Source organism: Pedobacter agri PB92, assembly GCF_000258495.1.
In the GTDB taxonomy this organism is placed as follows: Bacteria; Bacteroidota; Bacteroidia; order Sphingobacteriales; family Sphingobacteriaceae; genus Pedobacter; species Pedobacter agri.
Map to the genome: position 1 here is coordinate 1 of NZ_AJLG01000036.1, position 19,513 is coordinate 19,513.

The window sequence follows — 19,513 nt, forward strand, 5'->3', positions numbered from 1 at the left end:
ACGTACACACTCATAATCTTCAGCAAAGCTAAGTTTTCAGTCTGAAATTAAAAGCATATGACCAGAAGAATGAAAAAAAATCCCTGAAGAGGAAGAAGCTCTTCAGGGATAGATTTCGTTATTTTGCAATTTTAAGGAGTTCACTAATTGCTACCTCTAACTGCTGATCTTTGCCTTTGTCGATCACGCCTGGCATATTTTTAACCTGAATATCGGGTTTGGTTTCATGATTTTCCAACCATTCACCCGCCTTGTTTTTAGCGCTGATGGGTACTGAACCCCAGCGGGTACCATCAGGAAGCGCTTCCCAACCGGCAAAACTACAGGTGCCTGGTACGGGCATGCCTACGGTTTTTCCAATTCCCAAATCGGTATATCCACATGAGAAACAATGGCCATCGCTGTAGTTGGCTTCATTAAACATCGCTAGTGTAGGTTTTGTCCACCTAAAAGTTGGTTCGTACCCTACGGAGCGTTGTGCAGTTGCGTAATCTAAAAACTTTTGACCAGTAAAGAACATGGCAAGGTCTGAAACCAGATCGCCGCCACCATTAAATCTGGTATCAACGATAACTGCTTTACGATCTGCAAACTTGCCCATCATTTCTTCATATACATTCCGGTAGGGTCCATCGCTCATGCCGGGGATGTGTACATAGCCCAACTGGCCCTTACTTAAACTATCTACCTCATGCTGATTAATTTTGACCCACCGTTTGTAAAGCAATTGGTTTTCCATCATTAAACTGATGGGCTTAATTGTAATTTGTTGGGTTTGCTTAGTTTTAGGGTCAAGGATTTCCAATAATGTAAACTGGTCAGCTTTTCTATTCAGGTATTTTGCCACATCCTGATTAGCCTCTATTAACTGACCATCTATTTTCTCGATAATCATCCCGGGTTTAACATTGAATTTTGTCCGGTCGAGTGGCCCGCCTGAAATTACCTCATCAATCAAAATGCCATTGCCTTCGTTTTTATAATTTGCTAACACACCTAAAGATGCTGTCGCATCAGCATTTGTGATGGTTCTGGTGTATCTTGCTCCCGAATGTGAAACATTGAGTTCTCCTAGTAATTCAGAAAGCATCTCTGCAAATTCATAACTGTTTCCAATATGTGGTAAGTATTTTTGATAGGCAGGTTTCAGGGCGTCCCAATCAGCTCCATGCATCGTAGGCGTGTAAAACATACCTTTATTACGGAGCCAAACGTGTTCAAACATATAGTTTCTTTCTGCTTCTGCATTCACCTCAACTTCACCATCAATATTAATCTGTTCGCGTTTATTGTTCTCAGGATTAATTTTTGAGATTCGCCCGCCGCTCAATAAATAAAGATTTTTCTGTGCTTTGTCCCATGATAAATTGCCACCCATTCCATCCAGTGGTATCTCCATTTTAGTTTCTTTGGTGCGCAGATTAGTGCTCCATAGGTTACTTCCTTTTTCGAAGCTGGCTAAATAATACAGTTTTTCACCATCTTTAGAAAGTACGGCATCGCTTAAAGAGGATGAATGGATGGTTAATCTAGCTTTGCGATTATCGATACCATCCCAATCAAAAACTACCGTTGAATCTACTTTTACAGGTTTCGCCTTCGGATCTTTAACGGCTTTCTTGGCTGCTTCCTCTTTTGCTTTCTTTTCAGTGGTTTCGATGTCTTTAAGTAAGGCAAAATCATCTTTACTGAGGTTAAATCGTTCCCAGCTATCTTTGGTTAAGAATAGGCCGTAAACATCTCGTTGCGAGGAACCGCTGTTGGCATGAGCTTTCATACCGTCGCGGTTACTGAACCAAATTAATTGTTTGCCATCATTTACCCATTTTGCATTACCATCGCCATAGCCACTTTTCGTTAGGTTTTTCATGGGTTGTTTTCCAGCTGCATCAAGCAATACCACTTCACCGTTAGACATGGTTGGCCTGTATGTTGCCGAAATCCATTTGCTGTCCGGGCTCCAGGTGAAATATTGATCGCCATCCTGCATATAATATAATTGATCTGGCGTAAGCAGGGTAACAGTTTGCTTATTGCCCAATTCCATCACTTTCAATGATCTTCGGTTTTCAATGTAAGCGATTTTTTTTCCTATCAGGAGAAATACTAGGCATATAATTATCATTGCTGTTGCTTACCAAAGGTTTTTCTTCCAGTAGCGTGGCAGCAAAAAAATAAGGCTCTTCTTTACGAGATTTTCTGGTTTCATAGATGCGCCATTTACCCTCTCTTTCGCTTGCATAAACCACTGATTTTCCATCAGGCGCAAATTCTACAAAGCGTTCCTGCTCAGGTGTATTGGTAATCCTTTTGGTCATTTTTCCATCTACTGAAGTAATGAAAACTTCTCCACGTGCAATAAAAGCTACTTCCTTACCATCAGGAGAAACAGACATCTCTCTAACGCCGCCGTTTATGGTAATAAAGGCATCATTATTCATTTTCTCCTGTGTATTAATGGTAATGTTTATTTTCTGAGGTGTGGAACCAGGCTTTAGTGTGTAAATTTCTCCGTCGTAACCAAAAGATAGAAGACCATTATTGGCGATACTTAAAAATCGCACTGGAAATTTTTTGAATTTAGTGACTTGTTCACTTTTTGAACTTCCTTTTAGCGGCATTTTATGAACGTTAAACGATCCGCTTTCTTCACTCAGGTAATAAATATTTTGTTCATTATCAGCAAATACCGGGTTTCTGTTTTCTCCATAAAAAGTACTGATTTGGGTATGCTTATTAGTTTTTTGATCAAATAACCAAATCGCCCGGGTAACTGATGAGGTATGATGTTTCCGCCACTCGTTCTCCCCACCTTTTTTATCATGATAAATCATTTTAGAACCATCTTTGCTGCTTTGAACATATTCAGCAGGAATGGTAAAAATTTGATCAACACGTCCGCCATCTACCGGTGCACTGTAAAGTTCTGGTTGAGATGCAGTTGGGAATTGACGATGACTCACTTCATCTTGCCTTACACCACCGAATACCACAGATTTATTGTCGTAGCTAAAACTGAAAGGATATTCATCTGCAGAGTGATAGGTGAGCCGTTTTGCAACACCACCATTTGCAGCCATCACAAATACATCGAAGTTTCCATACCGATCGGATGCAAATGCGATTTGTTTTCCATCTTTACTCCATTGCGGCATAAAATCATGTGCTTCATGAAAGGTAAGCTGCTGGGCAGTACCGCCACTACTGGCTACACGGTACAGATCGCCCTTGTAAGTAAAAGCTACTGTATTTCCGTCAGGAGATAGGGAAGGGTAACGCATCCATTGAGGATTGCTTTGCGCATGCAGCAATGTTGAAAATAAAAGACACCATAAAAGTGTAAAAGTTTTTTTCATAAAGAATGATTGGTTGGTTTGTTTAGCGATAGAAATCAAGGATAAAAATACTTTTAAATGTTGGAAATTTAAGTAACAATAATGTCGGCTGAAATAATAACGGATATCGTTTTTTAATTAAATTGGCTGTGATATAATTGGTTATGTTTTTTGCGACGAATAAATGGAAAAAATATTTGCAAGAAATATTAAAAGTCGTACTTTTGTGACACTAAAAAACACGGTGGCTGTAGCTCAGTTGGTTAGAGTATTGGTTTGTGGTGCCGAGGGTCGTGGGTTCGAGCCCCATCAGCCACCCCAATGGGACAAGAACATTTTCGAATGGTTTTGTCCCATTTTTTTTGTCGGTAACATCTGATTTTCAGTGCAGCACACTCTTGTATTAAGATTTTTTTGGCGTTCGACATCGGTATCCACAGTATTCCATTTTCCGGAAGATGTGTACTATCAAATATCTTTTTGCCTTCAATACTGGAATTTTGATAAAGTAAACCTAGCTTCATTAATATTGCTAGTTTTCAGTGTTGAGCTCTGCCAGTTTGGATTCAAGTATGGCGATTTTTTCATTGCGCTATGATAGGCATCAGATATAGTTTCAGCTAAAATTTCCTCATAACCATCTCTGGATAAGAATTAATACTTCAAGGGTAAAATCTCCGTAGGCAGCGCAATTTTGAAACTGCTGTTTTATGATAAACCCTGAACAAAATTAGTGATGCAGGATAAATTAGATGTTGCATTCGATATTGTTATATTAATATCTTTACAAATGGAAACTTTTAAAAACTTCGTCTCCTATAACGAATACCTGGGTTTACAAAAACCTTTGGATAACGATATTGATGTAGGCTACTACGATCCACCTAATATGCGATTAAAGTCGGAAGCTATTGCCGTCGATTTTTACAGAATTTCCATCAAGATCAATCTTAAAAATAAAAATACACCTGAGAAAAAACCAATTACAGCTATATTTTTCAATAGTCCAGAGATGGTTGTTAACGAAGGCTGGGATGTGGAGCCGACTTATGAAGGGATGTACTTACAACTTTCCAAGAAAATCATTGAAGAAAATAGGTTTTTATTTAAAAGCTACCTGGATTACGGGCAACATGAAGCACTTTATTTAACCAATGAAGAAGTGCAGGAAATTAATGATGTTTTTAAATTGATGATGAAATATTACAAAAGCGAAACAAGAAATTCTGCAGTTCTTTTGTCTTATGTGAATGTTTTAGTTTCATTAGTAGAAGCCTTTTATAAACGACAATTCTCAACTGACCCGAAGCAATATAATTACATTGTAAGCGATTTTCAGCAAAGCCTTGTTGATTATTATGCTCAACCGTAAACCAACTTCCAAGTGTCCAATATTTTGCAGATAAACTAGGTCTCACAGCAAATTACTTGGGTGATATTATTAAACACTTCACCCAAAAATCGGCACTTGAGAATATTCATGACTTTGTAATTAAGAGAGCTAAAGCGTTATTGGTTGAAAATCAAAAACTAAATACGGCCGAAGTTGCTTATGAATTAGGCTTTGAATACCCCAATTACTTTTCAAAATTCTTCAAAAAAATGGTTGGCTCCACACCCAAAGAATATCGAACGAAACTGGATGCTCACCTTCAAAATTAAATTACAACGCCCCTAAAAGGCGTTTTTTGTTTATCAGTAATTTGTTTCTTTTTTTTCTGGTAATCTGTTTCTGTGTGTTTTTTCTGCTGCAGTTAATTTTGCATGATAATAGAACATACAAATGAAATATAAAATCTTTCCGACACTAATAATCTTGCTTTTAGTGTTCTCAGTAAAAATTAATGCCCAAACCACATTACTAGAAATCCGTAAGAAAAAGACTGTATTGCTCATTAATGCTCACTTAACCTATCCTGGCTTATCTGAAGGAAAACTCAATAACGCGTTCCATGCAAGAGCCAAAGAGTTTTTTCTTTCTCAAAATTTTAACGTGCTGGAAACGAAAATTGAAGATAGTTATCATGTGGATGAAGAAGTTGAAAAACACCTGAAAGCAGACATTGTGGTGTTGCAAACCCCTGTAAATTGGGAAAACACCCCATGGATTTATAAAAAATATGTAGATGAAGTTTTTACAAGCGCAATGAAGAGTCAAAATTTCTTAGTGGTGATGGCCGGTCAGAAACCAATCCATCTAAAGAATATGGAACAGGTGGAAAAATGCAAGGGAAACTATTTTTACTTTCTGCAACTTGGAACGCACCGGAAGAAAGTTTTAACAATGCAAAACAACCACTTTGGAAAGGTAAGAGTGCCGATGATGCACTATTTAACATTGGCGCTAATTATTCATTTATAGGTTATACTGTACTTCCAGGGTACTTTTGCTACGATGTTTTCCATAACAGACATATTAAAGAAGATTTAGAAAACTATCCTAAATACTTAAAAAATGTATTCGGTCTTTAATCAAAATAAATAATCAGAACATTAAATAAGAATTACAATGACTTCAGCAAAAAAAGTACTATTAATCAATACGCATTTAACTTATCCTAACTGGTCAGAAGGGTTACTAAATGATTCATTTAACCAGAAAGCTAAAGATTTTTTTATAGAGAAAGGGTTTGAAGTGTTAGAAACCAAAGTGGAAAATGGTTATGATGCAAATGAAGAAGTAGAAAAACACATTGAAGCAGATATTATCATTTTGCAAACTCCAATAAATTGGTTTGGTGCACCTTGGATTTATAAGAAGTATGTGGATGAGGTTTTTAATAGCGGCTTGCAAAGTGCAAAATTTCTCTCTGGTGATGGCAGAACAAGAGAAGACCTTACGAAACAATACGGAACAGGTGGAAAAATGGAAGGTAAAAAGTTTATGGTTTGCGCAACATGGAATGCACCTAAAGCTAGTTTCGGTGACCCTTCACAAACTTTGTTTGAAGGAAGAAGTACAGCGGATGTTTTAATCCAGATAACAAGTAATTATCGTTTCTGTGGAGTAGAAACTGTGCAAGACTATAATTGTTTCGATATTTTTAAAGACGGCGATATCGCAGGCGACTTAAAGAATTACCCTAACCATTTGCAAAAAGCTTTTGATATCGATTAATAACTGATAATGATGGCGTAGCTTATTTATGGTTGCTATTTATAACATAAGTCTGTAGCTATTTTGAACAGTATTTTTTTTTGGTAACCATTGGAAAATCAAGCTGGGATTTTATGCTGCCAGGTTAATCAGACCTTCATTTTCAGGAAGTGTTTCAGATGGATATTTAAGAAAAGGTGATTCGCTCGGAGAAAAAATCACAATTACAAGTGCTACTTTCAATTTTGATGAAAAACAACGCAAAACCGACATCGGGATCTTTGCAGGTGGTGAGAAACTGGTGTATAAGAATTTTTCGGTCAAGGCAGATTTGCAGTGGGGATTGCGACCTGTGTTTCCTGATTCCTTTAACGGTATCTCCTTTAATATGTATAATATATTTGCAACACTAGGCATATCCTACCGGTTATAAGTTAAAGCTTATTATTTATATCATCGATTTATTTTTCCCTATCCAGACTTTTCGGATTTGCCGCCTGATGGAGATAAACTTCATGCTGGCTGAAAGGAATTTTGATGCCGTTTTGATCAAAAGCATCTTTTATAGCAATAATCAGGTCATTTCTGGTTGGATTATTATCTTTTAAATGCCGGGTCCATAACTGAATTTTGAGCGCAATAGCGTTGTCGCCAAACAGTTCGAAGTTAACCGCCGGCTTAGGGTTTTTCAGCACCCTATCTTCATCTTCCAGGATTTGATAGATAATTTCCCTGCATTTTTGCAAATCGGTATCGTAGGCAATGCCGATCTCCATTGATAAACGTTTGCGGTTTCCTGAGAGTGTCCAGTTCATCAAATGAGAATTGAGCAGATCGCCGTTGGGCATCACCAGATCTCCACCATCCCAGGTACTGATTACGCTACTTCGGAATCCAATGGATTTCATGGTGCCTCCCTGGCCATCGATATCTACAATATCACCAACATTTACAGGTTTTTCAAATGCGATAATCAGTCCGCTGACCAAGTTGTTTACTAATGTTTGCAGGCCGAAGCCAATGCCTACGCCCAGCGCACCAATGATAATAGTGATGCGTTCCATAGGTATGCCTGCAGCAGCTACCGCAAGAAAAAGGCCTATTGACAAGATGCTGATCCGCAGGAGTAATACCCAACTTCCCAGGCCGCGGCTGTTCTCGTTCGTACCCTTACTGCTGATTAAATGATCATCAGAGGTAAAAAAGGAACGATCTTGGAGAGAATGACGGAGATGGTCATCACGATAAAAAACAGCAGTATGCCATTTATACTAAAACTATAATTTCCCAATGTCCGCTTAGCACTCATAAATTCAGTAACCGGTTTTGAAAGAAATTCAAATAGGGGGAAGTTATGCCCCAATAAAAGTACCCAGCCTAACACCAAAAGTGCATACAATAGCGATGGTGCTTTACCACCAACCTTGCCGAAATTCACATAAAAAAGTTTCCTGTCCTGTACGGTATAAACTTCAAATGCGAGCAGCAATCCTTCGTTAATGAGGCGAACGACCCAGAGAAATAGTATAGCAATGATTACATTCTGAAAGCCAACTAGAAATAACGTCTTGGCCAGATTAAAACGCCCGTAAATATTTAAGATAATGGAAAGGCCCTCAACGCATACCATGAATAGGATGGAATAGGCTATCCATTTTTCGCGGAGTTCAACATTTCTTTTTTGTCTAAGGATGATAATCCCTGCTACAGCCCCAATCAAAGATAATGTGAGCATATACCATCGCTCTGGCCTGGAAGCTTGCAAAAGCAGGTTACCTGCTGAGGCGAAGACAAAAAATACGACCATAAGCAGCCAAACCTTCATCCAGTAGGGAGTGTTGAAGTTTTTGAAAACAATTGTTAGACACAGGCAGGAAATTATCCAGATGATGAAACGCAGTGTAAACGGAGGAGACAAGAGCAGGAATTGAAATAGACTTAGCACAATTAATACAGCTGATAACGCCGGATACCTTATTGCTAATTGGCCATTCATCTCTTTTGTCAATAATCCCTTTTCCACGTAAATTGCCCGAAGTGCGTTTAAATAAATATAAGAGCAGAGTGCGAGAAAAATAATTAGGCAAAGTTTGCCTGCGTTATTAACGGCATAAAACTTTAAGGTTAACATGTTTTTAGTTAGCGAAAAGCTAACGATATCCTTAAATGGTCTGAAGTGAAGTTGCTTTTGCCAGATGTTTGGAAGCTCGCGAGCAACTGTTTCATTTGCCATTTGCCGCTCAAAACCTTCTACCTGCTCAACTGCGTTTTGAAACTCGCTAATGATAATGTTATAGTTGTATAACAATTTTTGGACCTTGCTATTCGTAGATTTCAAAAGCGAGTCAACTGGCGCAGCATCTATGGCAACAGCTGCCAGTGTGCGCACATAATCCATTGTCTGAGCGGAATCTTTCGGGAAAACAAATAGTTCAGGAGCAGTAGAAAGTGAATCTATCCTGTAGTGAAAAGATGCCAACTCCTTTTGAGTGATATCCAGTGACGATTTGCTTCTTTTTGCATCTAAGGTAAGTGCATTCAGAACCCGTTTTGTTGATGCAAGATTTCTATAAGTTTGAGTTGTACCTCTATTGATGAGTACCCCTTCAGCTGCGATGAGATAATCTTCCCTTAATTTTTTGAGCTTTCTCTTCAATGCTAAGGTATCTGTAATGGTCTTTAAATAACCCTTGGCATCTTGAGTAGTTAGCCTGATCTGGTTGATAACCTCAAGCTGAACCATGGCCACTTTATCTGACTTAAAATCTTCGATACTTTCCCTGGCAGATTTCTTGGCGAAATCCTGCATCCTGGCCATAAAACCTTTGGTCTTGACTTTTGCGGAATCTGTCTTAACATTCCCTTCAGATTTTGTTTGTCCTGAAGTGGAAACGGTGAAAAAAACAAAACACAATAGGATAATGATAATCCGTGTAAATTTAGAGTTCATGGTAGGGCATGCTTATTCAATATTAAATAAAAATTGAAATGTATCCAAATATGTCAGTTTCCAAATTTGATTTAAGTTGAAGTTTGATACTGATTGAATTGTTTACATAAGCCTGTTCAGTAAAATGTTGATCTACAGGGGCTAGTGTTTGGTAGGGTATATTTTCTTTAGTATCATTTAACACATTTTTGGAATTGCATTGTTTCAATATTTCTTTAGCTTTTTCATCAGTCCGTCGTATATTTTTATTATTTTTATTTGAGAAAAAATAAACAACAACATGAAAAAAATCTACCTTATTTTGATGTGTTTGATGGTGACAGTAAGCACATTTGCCCAAAACCAAGGAAATCAAAAACCAGATGTAATTAAAAAAAATAACGGGGAAGAAATTAAAGGTAAAATAATCAGGATTACAGACGCTGATGTTTCCTTTGTATACGATGGTGAAACTGCAGAATATGTGATAAAAAAATCAGACATTGCACAAATTGTGCATTCGAGTGGACGCATTGAAACGATTTCTCAAACGGCTTCACCCGCTGAAACCAGACAGAAAGATCAGGTTGCAATGACGGCAACTCCGGCTGACCACCATAATAAGATCGCTATATTGCCTTTTACTTTTTTAATGGATAACCAACCGGGTGCAGATGCCATCGGATTGAAAGCCCAGCAAGATGCCTTTGCACTACTTAGCCAGCATTCGGCCGGATATACCATCCTGGATCCCCGCACCACTAATGCAATGTTAATCCAGGCGGGTGCAACCAAAGATAAAATGATTGGGTTTACGATGAAAAATATTTGCGATATCCTTGGCGTCGAATATGTAATTGATGGTACCGTCACCCAAAATAAGGGCTATCAAACCAGTTATACCTCTGCAAGTGACAATTCGAGTGTGAAAAGGGATGATGCGGATAAAGTTAAAGGTATATCGAGTTATGGGTCTTCGAGCAGTAGTGCCGTTCAGCGTTTTGATGTGAGCGTAAGCCTGCAGATTTACATGGATAATAATGCCAGTATCTATAATGAAAGCCACAAAGCCTTCTTGAGTAATACCGACGGTTCTTATAACGGGCCCTTAGAATACCTGCTGAAAAGAGCACCGCTTTACAGGAAATGATTCGATAAATGCTTCATTGCCATTTAAGTTCTCGTTGCTATTATCCCAACAGATTCTCCTGTTATTCAACAAAGTATTAAGCAAGCTCGAAAGGCATTCAAGCGGTTCAACACCATATCCAATTATGCTTTTAGGCTCGCGAGACAGACATTAACAATGTCCTCAAACATTTTTTTGCTTGCATCGAACTTCATTGTTACCCGAAGTCCGTTCAACGAATTAAAGATGAACCTTGATAATGAACTTGCGGAATGCGTTTTGGTGAACACACCTCGTTGTTGTCCTTTCTCGATGGCTTTAGTTATCATATCTTCCGTGTCTTTCATGATGTCGTTTGCAATGGCTGCTACATCACGGTCAACTGTTCCCAGTTCTACTGCCGAATTTACCATGAAACAGCCCCTTGATCGGGATTCGCTCAGCGCATCTTCTTTCACAGCCTCAAAAATAAATCTGATGTAAGCTTCAATATCATCAGCGCTATTTACACCTTGAATTACCGGGTCGATTCTTTCCTCGCGATATCGTTTCAAAGCCATTACAAAAAGCGAGTGTTTATCGCCATAAGTGTCATACAAACTGGACCGGCTAATCCCCAGTCCGTCAACCAAATCCTGTGCAGATGTTGCATGATATCCCTTCTCCCAAAACAGGTTCATTGCCCGATCCAAGACTTCAGCTTCGTTAAATACCTTTGTGCGTGCCATAAAAAAAACCTTTGTGAAATTTAGCAATTTCACAAAGGTAAGTAATTCGGAATAATCGTTCCGTATTTAAGCAAAAAAAATTAACAGTCGCATAGGTACATTAATAGAGGCGCCACTATCAATGGTAATTTCACTTCCCGATATAAATGATGCCTCATCGGAAGCTAAAAAGGTAATTAATCCAGCTACTTCCTCAGCGGTTCCATAACGCTTGAATGGCATCAAAGTTTTGATGTGGGTATGGATTTCATCGTTTGCAAAAGCACCCTTATGGATACCAGGGGTTTCAGTCAGAGCAGGCTCTACCACATTTACCCTGATTTTTCTTCCTGCCAGTTCAAACGCAGCATTTTTACTGTAGGCTACTAACGCTGCCTTACTTGCTGAATAAATGGCATTACCAGCATTAAATGAAAATGCTGACACAGAAGCCAGGTGGATAACCGATGCGCCATCAACCAAAAGTGGAACAAACTTTTCGGTAGTAAACACAGCGCCCTTAAAGTTGACACCTGAAATGGTATCGAAAGTTTCTTCGGTAATTTGTCCGATTGGCTCAAATACTTCAACACCGCCAGCATTTACCAACAAGATATCTACCTTTCCAAATAACGACCTAACCTCCGCTGCTAAATTTTCTGTATCCTTTACGCTAGAGGCATCTGCACGTATTCCGACCGCATTACTGCCTAATTCGCTAACGGCCACATCAAGAGTTGATTGTTTCCGCCCTGTGATCACTACTTTTGCACCTTGCGCAATAAATGCTTTGGCTGTAGCAAAGCCAATACCCGAAGTACCACCAGTTACAACGGCAATCTTATCTTTCAATTTACTCATTTTTCTTTCTTTTTATTATTAATGGAATGAATGTTCCGTAAAGGTATAATATTCGGAACGAACATTCCGAATATTAAATGTCATCAAATTATCAATCTATATAATGTGTTGATTGTTAGTTTTTTATTTGTGCTTAGGGAAAATTCTTCATCGAAAAAACACCGCTCGGTCGCAGAGGGCTATAAGCCGATATCGCAAAAGATGTAGTATTTTTTGTATCCGATGACGCGGCTGGGATTAGAGGGAAGCAAATTTTAATCGTTTGATAGAAAATCTCGCTTAATGATCAGGAGTTCTTAGGTTGAAGCAATTAAACAATCTTGCAAAATTTTGCCTTATCAAAGATCATGATCTGCGCATGATGATCTGTTCAACTATTTTTCCTTATCATTGCGCTTTAGATGCCGCTCCACCAGATCATTTTACTTATTCAATATATCAATCATTTTTATGCAGTATATTTTCAGATCATTCTTTTTGGCGGGACTATTATTAATCTCGGTCACTTCTATGGCCCAGAAGAGTTTTACGCCGGAGTGGAGCAAGGGGATTGTATGGTACCAGATTTTTCCTGAACGCTTTAATAATGGCGATCCTACAAACGATCCTAAAGCTGAAGACCAGGACGGTGCTTACCCTTTTAATACGACGTCACCTTTTCAAATTCATAGCTGGACAAGCGATTGGTACCAGTTGCAGCCTTATGAGCAGCAAAATGGTAAGGATATTTACTATAACCTGCAACGTCGCCGTTATGGTGGAGACTTGCAGGGCGTAATCAATAAATTAGATTACATCAAGTCTTTAGGTGTTGATGCCATTTACATGACGCCAATTTTTTGGTCTCCATCCTCTCATAAATATGATGCCTTGTGTTACCATCATGTCGATCCTACCTTTGGGCCCGACCCTAAGGGCGATATAGCCTTAATGGAAAAGGAAAATCCACTTGATGTAAAAACCTGGGTTTGGACAAAAGCTGATCTTCTGGCCTTAAAGCTTATTAAAGAAGTTCATTCACGCAACATGCGCATTATTTTTGATGGTGTTTTTAACCACATGGGCGTAAAAAGTTTTGCCTTCCGCGACGTGGATAAAAATCAACAGGCTTCGCCATACGCTGATTGGTTCTCTGTAAAAAGCTGGAATGATGCCGCTAAGGGTACAACTTTTGATTATAACGGCTGGTTTGGGGTTAAGACATTGCCAGAATTTAAAGAAGATAATCATGGTATTGTGGCCGGCCCCAAACAATATATTTTTAATGCCACTAAGCGCTGGATGAACCCTATGGATAAGGGAACAAAAGATGGAATTGATGGATGGCGCCTGGATGTGGCTTATGACGTGGGTCATCCCTTTTGGAAGGACTGGAGAAAATGGGTGCGCAGCATCAACCCAACCGCTTACATGACTGCAGAGTTGGTGTATCCAATAAATGAAACTAAACCCTACCTGGAGGGTGATGAGTTCGATGCAACCATGAACTATAATTTTGCATTTATTATGCATGATTTTTTTATCCAGGACAAAACCGGATCTACCGTAACTGCATTTGATGCTCGTTTAAAGGAGTTGCGTGAGGCATTCGGAAATGATGTTGCACTAAATATGCAGAATCTGATGAACAGCCATGACGCTACCCGATTAGCAAGTGCGGTTGCAAATCCCGATGGTTTGAAATTCGGCGATTGGGGAAAGTACTTTAACTGGAGCCAGAAAAGCAATAACAAGGACTATAACGCTCGCAAGCCTACTGCCAGTCAGATACAGAAACAAAAGCTTATTGCTGCTTTTCAGATGCTGTATTTGGGATCGCCCATGATTTTTTATGGTGATGAGGCAGGTATTTGGGGTGGCAATGATCCTGACTGCCGCAAGCCTATGATTTGGGAAGATAAAAAATACGATCCTGAAACCTATAATCCGGACCAGACCAGGCATGGGGCTGACCAGGTTGCATTTAATAAGGAGCTATTTAAATGGTACCAAAAGTTTATGGGATTACGCAAAACCTATAAATCATTACAACTTGGAGACTATACCACAGTTGAAAAAAATGATATGCAAAGGTTTTACGCATTTAGCCGTAAATACAATAATGAAGAGGTGATCGTGCTTATAAATCGGTCAGAAAAGCCTGTGCAATACAAAAGTGCAATTTTGAAGAGTGGAAGTTATAAGGATGTGTTTTCGAAAAAAACGTTTAAGTCAGTAACTATTCAGCCTATGGATCTCGTTGTGCTTTTTAAATAATTCCTTCAGGAGATAGAGACCTGTTACATTTGTATGTGTTTGGGGATTTTGTTTTTGGTTTGTTATTAAATCCTTAACCATTATCCGGTTTTATAATCTGATTATTAGCTAATCAGCCATATTTCGATAACTTTTTATAATATATCATTAATCCAGGTGCCCATCATTTACATAAATATGGGCACCTGGCGCATGTGAAACATGTTTGGCAGAATTACATTTAGGATAAAATTTGTGGTACGTACGCTATCTTATTTAATCTGCATTTATTACAGCTGCATAGCCACCGTTTCTAACCATTTGTACATCAATTTTATCGCCTTTTTTTACGGTTATCGATTTTTTTCGGTAATCCATTGCTTGCCGAGCGGCGTTAATTCCATCTTCAAAATAAGTCATTTTGTATGTTTTTCCTGCTTCAAGAAAATCTAGAGCTAGGGTAAGTTTTCTGGTTTTTTCTCCTCCACTGTTAATCCCACCAATAAACCATTTTTTGTCTTTTCTTTTTGCAACCACCGCAAGTTCTCCAACTTTGGCTTCCAGCGCTATAGTCTCATCCCAGGTAGTGGGTACTGATGTAATGAATTCTGTACAGTCGAGGTTTCGGTAGTATAGGGTAGGGTTGTCAGCCAGCATTTGCAATCCACTTTCAAATACGACAAATAACGCCATTTGGTAGGCTCTTGTGCCAATGCTGGCTGCATTTGGTCGCTCTGCCCGATAGGATTCGGGCTGCATGCTGATCATCGCACCGGGAGTATAGTCCATTGGCCCAACCGCGTTTCTCATAAAAGGTAAAAATAAACTGTTTTTTGGTAAAGTACCGCCCATCTGTTCCATTCCCCGCACACCTTCATAAGAGATGACGTTAGGGTATTTATATTCCAGGCCGGCAGGTTTGAAAGCACCATGAAAATCAACCAGCAATTCATTTTTTGCTGCTTCACTTGCAATACGTTCATAATAGTTTACCATCCATTGATCGCTTCTATCCATAAAATCTATCTTTAAGCCTTTAACGCCCCATTCTTTAAAGGTTTTAAAGAGGTCCATGTGCTCATGTACCGTAAGCCAGGTTAGCCAAAGCACCACACCAACATTTTTTTCCTTGCCATAGCGGATTAATTCATGAACATCTACTTTCGGATTTGGCGTGTAAGGATCCGTAGTGCTGTTCGCCCATCCTTCATCCATTATGATGTATTTGATGCCGAATTTTGCAGCAAAGTCGATATAGTATTTATAGGTTTCGAGGTTATATCCCGACTCAAAGTTTACATCCGGTCCGTAAGGCGAAGCATCGTTCCACCATTCCCAGCTGGCTTGTCCTGGTTTAATCCAGCTCGGATCTTTGATCTTACTTTCTGGCGCAAGTTGCAGGGTCATGGTATTTTCAAGAAGCTGTTTATCAGCTGTGCTGATCACAAAATAACGCCATGGAAAGCTCCTTTTTCCGGCGGTTTTAGCAATGTAAGCCGCTTCCTCGGTAATCTTTAAACTTCTGTCGCCATCAGGGGCAAAGCGCAGCGGCGATTTTGGAAATGTTGCCTCGATCTTATTGTTTCCATTTCCTTTCAGGAATAAACAAGGATAATCTGAGAGATCGGATTCACTAACCAGTATTTTATATTGTTTTTTAGTATCAATCAATACTGGTAAAGTACTCATTTTAGCATTCCAGTTTGCTGAATTTACAGTTGAATAGGTTTCTTCATAAGCTGTTTTAAAACTTGCAGGTTGCTGAACATGAATATCATATGATGAAGGAAAATTCAGGTCAACCTGCTCATTCAAAACTTCGACTTCTCCTTTTTTATTGGTAATAAACCGGTAAGCGATCCCATCATTAAAGGCCCTGAATTCAATAGCGTAGTTTCCTTTAAAAGACATCAGAAGTTTATTGAAACTGGAGACAACAGTTGAATACTTAAGGGGTACATGTGGTTTGATGGTATGAGATACTGCCGTAATTTTCGAATTCAGCAGTTTCGCCGGGCTCCCGAGGTTTTCATTTTTCAAGTTCAATGCAAGTTTATTGTTGCTGAAAAGCAGATCATTATGATAACTTACTGAGTAGGTGATGAATTCGCCAATATTGATGGAAACCTGAATAGCGCCGTCAGGAGATTTAAGGCTGAGCTTTTCATCTGCCCGGGCAGTCATGATGAATGCAATGAGAATGCTTACAATAAGGGATGCTTGTTTCATTTGCTGTGTTTTGGTGATTTTTGTATGTAGATATCCTCTTTGATGACACTATTCCCGGCGGCTTTCTACCGTATAGATAAAGCTATCGGCCTTGTAATAGCCCAGGTTATATTCAATTGGTCTTTCTTCTATATCATAAACAAACCTCTTGCGGAACAAAATTGGCGATCCAATATCTGTTTCCAGTTTGGTGGCGATAAATTCATCTGCCAGGAGTGCACTAATCTCTTCTTTTGATACCATGGCCACAATCCCGTGCGATTTTTCCAGCATTTCGTATAATGGCGCTTTATAGTCTTCTTCACCCGTAAGTCCGACAATAGGGTGGAAATAGGATTCGAAATAAACAAACGGACCTTCAGGGCGACCTCTTAACCTTACAAGTTTTAATATTTTCTTATCTTCTTTGATACCGAAAAAGCTCGCTATCCTTTTTTCGGGAAGTACCCAGCTTACATGTAATTCGAAGTTTTTAATCGGTATACCCCGGGCGCTCATTTCCTGCGAGAAACTCATCCAGTTTTTTGATTTCGAGCTCAAAGATTTTGACTCAACAACTCTGGTTCCGACCCCTTTTTTCCGGATCAGTAAACCATCATAAACCAATTTGTTAATCGATTGCCTTAAAGTGGTTCTCGAGATATTAAGGTCTTTAGATAACTCTACTTCATTTGGAAGAAGTTTTCCATCAATATACTCCTGAGACTCAATTAGCTTTCTGAGCAGTTCTTCAGCCTGAACATGCAAGGGTACCTGACTTTTATGATCGATTTTAAGTTTCATAATCATCACAATATTAATAAAAAAAATATCTTTTCGAAGTATGTATATACATAAATAAGGTTGTTAGGGCTTGTGGTTCTCAGTTTTAACGCTTGTTATTGAAAATTATTAAAAAATATTTGGAAGATAATAATTAAGTAATACATTTGTATATACATACTATTGAATGTATGATCTAACCATATTGTAAAACTGATGAGTCACCACAGGCAAATTATTGTAGCCAGTTATTTCGATTTATCCAGTATTCCATGGATTGGATCGTTCATTCGAACATATTTGATTTTAAGCAGGATTTAGCTTTTGCGATGCTGCGGACCAGGTGAACGCACAGATGCTCATTGCTTAAAATCTTAACTTATAATATGTACACACAAATACAATATGCAGCAGGAACTTTCAGAATCTAATATTTTTTTCAAGAGTGCTATGTCAATAGAAGAACCATTAAGAAAAACCGAGCAGGAGATTATGCCTGATCGCATCAATAAAATTAAAACTGTGGAAGGATATGATATCTATCCATATTTCAACCTGGGAGATCATAAAATATTTTCGGGAGTTACGTCTTTGTGCGATTATATCATTAAACATCAAACTGTGGCCATCGACGGCTATGCTGGTGTTTATTGGGATAGGTTGATTAGTGCCATTACTAACGAATTTCAATTGAGAGGTGTAAAAATGAACCTGGTTGATTTCAGTAATGCATTGAAATCCGAAGAGGAAATTATCAGCCTAACTGCACCTTTTATGGGGCAGGAAGATTCGGTTTGGGGCAATAAGACCACCTTAACACTTCGCGATTACTTTGTGGAAGATTTTTTGAAATCTACACTGCCTAATAAAGATGTTTCTGTTAATATTTTGGTTGGTCCTGGCGCAGCGCTTGCCGGATGGGCGGCTAAAGTGATTTATGTAGATATGCCTAAAAATGAGCTTCAGCACCGAATGAGTGCAGGTTCAATTTGCAATTTGGGCATGCGTACTCCGCAGGAACAGATGGAAATGTACAAACGCTTCTATTTTATTGATTGGGTAATACTTAATGAACATAAAAAGCAATTGTGCAACCTGATTGATGTATTTGTTGATGCACAATGGGAAGGACCAATCAATTGGGCTTTCGGGGATGATGTTCGTGATGGATTAGCTAAAATGTCTAATACCGTATTCAGGGCGAGGCCCTGGTTTGCACCTGGCGCCTGGGGCGGGCAGTGGATGAAAAAGCACATGCCGCAACTGGATCAGAATGAAGTAAACTATGCCTGGTCTTTCGAGTTAATTGTACCCGAAAATGGTATTGTATTCCAAAGCAGTGGTTTGCTGCTTGAAGTTTCTTTTGACATGTTGATGTTTACACAACATGAAAATATACTGGGGCGCCACGCTGAAAAGTTTGGAATGGAGTTCCCAATCAGATTTGATTTTCTGGATACTTTTGATGGCGGGAATCTATCCATTCAATGTCATCCCAGCCTTGATTATATACAAAAACAGTTCGGAGAAACCATTACCCAAGATGAAACCTATTATATACTCGATTGCAAAGAGAATGCAAGCGTTTATCTGGGCTTTCAGGAGGATATCAATGAAAATGATTTTCGAAAAGTTTTGGAAGAAAGTAACCAGGACGGAATCGAAGTTGACATTGAGAAATACGTTCAGGTTCACCAAGCTAAAAAACACGATCTTTTCCTTATTCCTAACCGCACCATCCATAGCGCAGGCGCTCAAAACCTCGTCCTCGAGATCAGTGCGACACCTTACATTTTCACCTTCAAAATGTACGATTGGTTAAGGCTGGATTTAAATGGAAAACCTCGTCCCATTAATATTGAACATGCTTTTAAAAACCTTGATTTTTCCAGAAAAGGCGCACAGGTACAGCAGGAACTGATTGCAAAACCAACTGTTATTGCGCAAGGAGATGGCTATACCTGTTGTCATTTGCCTACGCATCAGGATCATTTTTATGACGTACATCGATTAGATTTTGATGCATCAGTAACAGTTGAAACCAATGGGGTGTGCCACGTACTGATGCTGGTAGAGGGTGTATCGATCAGCGTAACCACAGCAAACGGTTCAAGTTTGATTTTTCAATATGCTGAAACTTTTGTGATCCCAGCCGCTGCCGGCAGTTATACAATCGTAAACCAGTCGAACCAAAAAGCGAAAGTGATTAAAGCTTTCTTAAAATAATTC

The 19,513-nt window shown here is 39.0% G+C and carries 15 protein-coding genes, 1 tRNA gene and 2 pseudogenes; 9 read left to right on the forward strand and 9 right to left on the reverse strand.

The annotated features are described in order from the left end of the window. Positions 1-118 precede the first annotated feature (118 nt). A complete protein-coding gene (locus ON09_RS25610; protein WP_202947123.1) occupies positions 119-2,047 on the reverse strand; it encodes a S41 family peptidase in 1,929 nt (642 codons plus the stop codon). Between the two features lie 22 nt (positions 2,048-2,069). Then, on the reverse strand, positions 2,070-3,356 hold the full coding sequence (locus ON09_RS25615; RefSeq protein ID WP_202947124.1) for a PD40 domain-containing protein: 1,287 nt from the start codon (positions 3,354-3,356) through the stop codon (positions 2,070-2,072). A gap of 223 nt (positions 3,357-3,579) precedes the next feature. Here ON09_RS25615 and ON09_RS07370 point away from each other — a divergent pair. The 6 genes and pseudogenes from ON09_RS07370 to ON09_RS07385 all read left to right on the forward strand — a co-directional run bounded on the left by ON09_RS07370 (position 3,580) and on the right by ON09_RS07385 (position 6,453). Beyond that, positions 3,580-3,656 (forward strand) — tRNA-His (locus ON09_RS07370). A gap of 469 nt (positions 3,657-4,125) precedes the next feature. Continuing rightward, positions 4,126-4,707, forward strand: coding sequence for a hypothetical protein (locus ON09_RS24160; RefSeq protein ID WP_202947125.1), 582 nt, complete (start codon positions 4,126-4,128; stop codon positions 4,705-4,707). Positions 4,708-4,745: 38 nt separating this feature from the next. Then, positions 4,746-4,997, forward strand: a pseudogene (locus ON09_RS25620) (helix-turn-helix domain-containing protein); the annotation flags it as partial. 121 nt (positions 4,998-5,118) lie between these two features. Beyond that, positions 5,119-5,418: pseudogene (locus ON09_RS26805) on the forward strand (hypothetical protein); the annotation flags it as partial. Positions 5,419-5,558: 140 nt separating this feature from the next. Continuing rightward, a complete protein-coding gene (locus ON09_RS26810) occupies positions 5,559-5,807 on the forward strand; it encodes a hypothetical protein (protein ID WP_394358215.1) in 249 nt (82 codons plus the stop codon). A 37-nt stretch (positions 5,808-5,844) separates the two neighbouring features. Then, a complete protein-coding gene (locus ON09_RS07385; RefSeq protein ID WP_010600421.1) occupies positions 5,845-6,453 on the forward strand; it encodes an NAD(P)H-dependent oxidoreductase in 609 nt (202 codons plus the stop codon). A gap of 111 nt (positions 6,454-6,564) precedes the next feature. Here ON09_RS07385 and ON09_RS07390 read toward each other — a convergent pair whose 3' ends face one another. From ON09_RS07390 to ON09_RS07395, 3 genes are all read right to left on the reverse strand, one after another. Further along, complete coding sequence (locus ON09_RS07390; protein WP_010600422.1) at positions 6,565-6,849, reverse strand: hypothetical protein; 285 nt, start codon at positions 6,847-6,849, stop codon at positions 6,565-6,567. A 44-nt stretch (positions 6,850-6,893) separates the two neighbouring features. Further along, complete coding sequence (locus tag ON09_RS25930) at positions 6,894-7,496, reverse strand: mechanosensitive ion channel family protein (RefSeq protein ID WP_238533618.1); 603 nt, start codon at positions 7,494-7,496, stop codon at positions 6,894-6,896. A 116-nt stretch (positions 7,497-7,612) separates the two neighbouring features. Beyond that, complete coding sequence (locus ON09_RS07395) at positions 7,613-9,382, reverse strand: hypothetical protein (RefSeq protein WP_238533619.1); 1,770 nt, start codon at positions 9,380-9,382, stop codon at positions 7,613-7,615. Between the two features lie 280 nt (positions 9,383-9,662). Between ON09_RS07395 and ON09_RS07400 the strand changes: the two genes are divergently transcribed. Beyond that, positions 9,663-10,511: a hypothetical protein gene (locus ON09_RS07400; protein WP_010600423.1), complete on the forward strand. Its 849-nt coding sequence runs from the start codon at positions 9,663-9,665 to the stop codon at positions 10,509-10,511. A 122-nt stretch (positions 10,512-10,633) separates the two neighbouring features. Here ON09_RS07400 and ON09_RS07405 read toward each other — a convergent pair whose 3' ends face one another. Next, a complete protein-coding gene (locus ON09_RS07405; RefSeq protein ID WP_010600424.1) occupies positions 10,634-11,218 on the reverse strand; it encodes a TetR/AcrR family transcriptional regulator in 585 nt (194 codons plus the stop codon). A 66-nt stretch (positions 11,219-11,284) separates the two neighbouring features. After that, entirely contained in the window at positions 11,285-12,058 is a 774-nt protein-coding gene (locus tag ON09_RS07410) for a glucose 1-dehydrogenase (protein ID WP_010600425.1), read from the reverse strand. 477 nt (positions 12,059-12,535) lie between these two features. Here ON09_RS07410 and ON09_RS07415 point away from each other — a divergent pair, with 477 nt between their 5' ends. Beyond that, the gene (locus tag ON09_RS07415) at positions 12,536-14,314 is read left to right on the forward strand and encodes a glycoside hydrolase family 13 protein (RefSeq protein ID WP_238533620.1); all 1,779 of its coding nucleotides are present in this window, start codon (positions 12,536-12,538) and stop codon (positions 14,312-14,314) included. A 255-nt stretch (positions 14,315-14,569) separates the two neighbouring features. On the opposite strand, the gene ON09_RS07420 is transcribed toward ON09_RS07415, so the two are convergent. Next, positions 14,570-16,522: a glycoside hydrolase family 97 protein gene (locus ON09_RS07420; protein ID WP_010600427.1), complete on the reverse strand. Its 1,953-nt coding sequence runs from the start codon at positions 16,520-16,522 to the stop codon at positions 14,570-14,572. Between the two features lie 48 nt (positions 16,523-16,570). After that, on the reverse strand, positions 16,571-17,305 hold the full coding sequence (locus tag ON09_RS07425; RefSeq protein WP_010600428.1) for a GntR family transcriptional regulator: 735 nt from the start codon (positions 17,303-17,305) through the stop codon (positions 16,571-16,573). A 429-nt stretch (positions 17,306-17,734) separates the two neighbouring features. Between ON09_RS07425 and ON09_RS07430 the strand changes: the two genes are divergently transcribed. Next, positions 17,735-19,510: a class I mannose-6-phosphate isomerase gene (locus ON09_RS07430; protein WP_029204183.1), complete on the forward strand. Its 1,776-nt coding sequence runs from the start codon at positions 17,735-17,737 to the stop codon at positions 19,508-19,510. The last annotated feature ends 3 nt before the right edge of the window (positions 19,511-19,513 follow it).

Coding starts and splice junctions, on each gene's coding strand:
- ON09_RS25610 (WP_202947123.1), bottom strand. CDS start 2,047: ATGGAATTGGGCAATAAGCAAACTGTTACCCTGCTTACGCCAGATCAA.
- ON09_RS25615 (WP_202947124.1), bottom strand. CDS start 3,356: ATGAAAAAAACTTTTACACTTTTATGGTGTCTTTTATTTTCAACATTG.
- ON09_RS24160 (WP_202947125.1), top strand. CDS start 4,126: ATGGAAACTTTTAAAAACTTCGTCTCCTATAACGAATACCTGGGTTTA.
- ON09_RS26810 (WP_394358215.1), top strand. CDS start 5,559: ATGCAAGGGAAACTATTTTTACTTTCTGCAACTTGGAACGCACCGGAA.
- ON09_RS07385 (WP_010600421.1), top strand. CDS start 5,845: ATGACTTCAGCAAAAAAAGTACTATTAATCAATACGCATTTAACTTAT.
- ON09_RS07390 (WP_010600422.1), bottom strand. CDS start 6,849: ATGCCTAGTGTTGCAAATATATTATACATATTAAAGGAGATACCGTTA.
- ON09_RS25930 (WP_238533618.1), bottom strand. CDS start 7,496: ATGGAACGCATCACTATTATCATTGGTGCGCTGGGCGTAGGCATTGGC.
- ON09_RS07395 (WP_238533619.1), bottom strand. CDS start 9,382: ATGAACTCTAAATTTACACGGATTATCATTATCCTATTGTGTTTTGTT.
- ON09_RS07400 (WP_010600423.1), top strand. CDS start 9,663: ATGAAAAAAATCTACCTTATTTTGATGTGTTTGATGGTGACAGTAAGC.
- ON09_RS07405 (WP_010600424.1), bottom strand. CDS start 11,218: ATGGCACGCACAAAGGTATTTAACGAAGCTGAAGTCTTGGATCGGGCA.
- ON09_RS07410 (WP_010600425.1), bottom strand. CDS start 12,058: ATGAGTAAATTGAAAGATAAGATTGCCGTTGTAACTGGTGGTACTTCG.
- ON09_RS07420 (WP_010600427.1), bottom strand. CDS start 16,522: ATGAAACAAGCATCCCTTATTGTAAGCATTCTCATTGCATTCATCATG.
- ON09_RS07425 (WP_010600428.1), bottom strand. CDS start 17,305: ATGAAACTTAAAATCGATCATAAAAGTCAGGTACCCTTGCATGTTCAG.
- ON09_RS07430 (WP_029204183.1), top strand. CDS start 17,735: ATGTCAATAGAAGAACCATTAAGAAAAACCGAGCAGGAGATTATGCCT.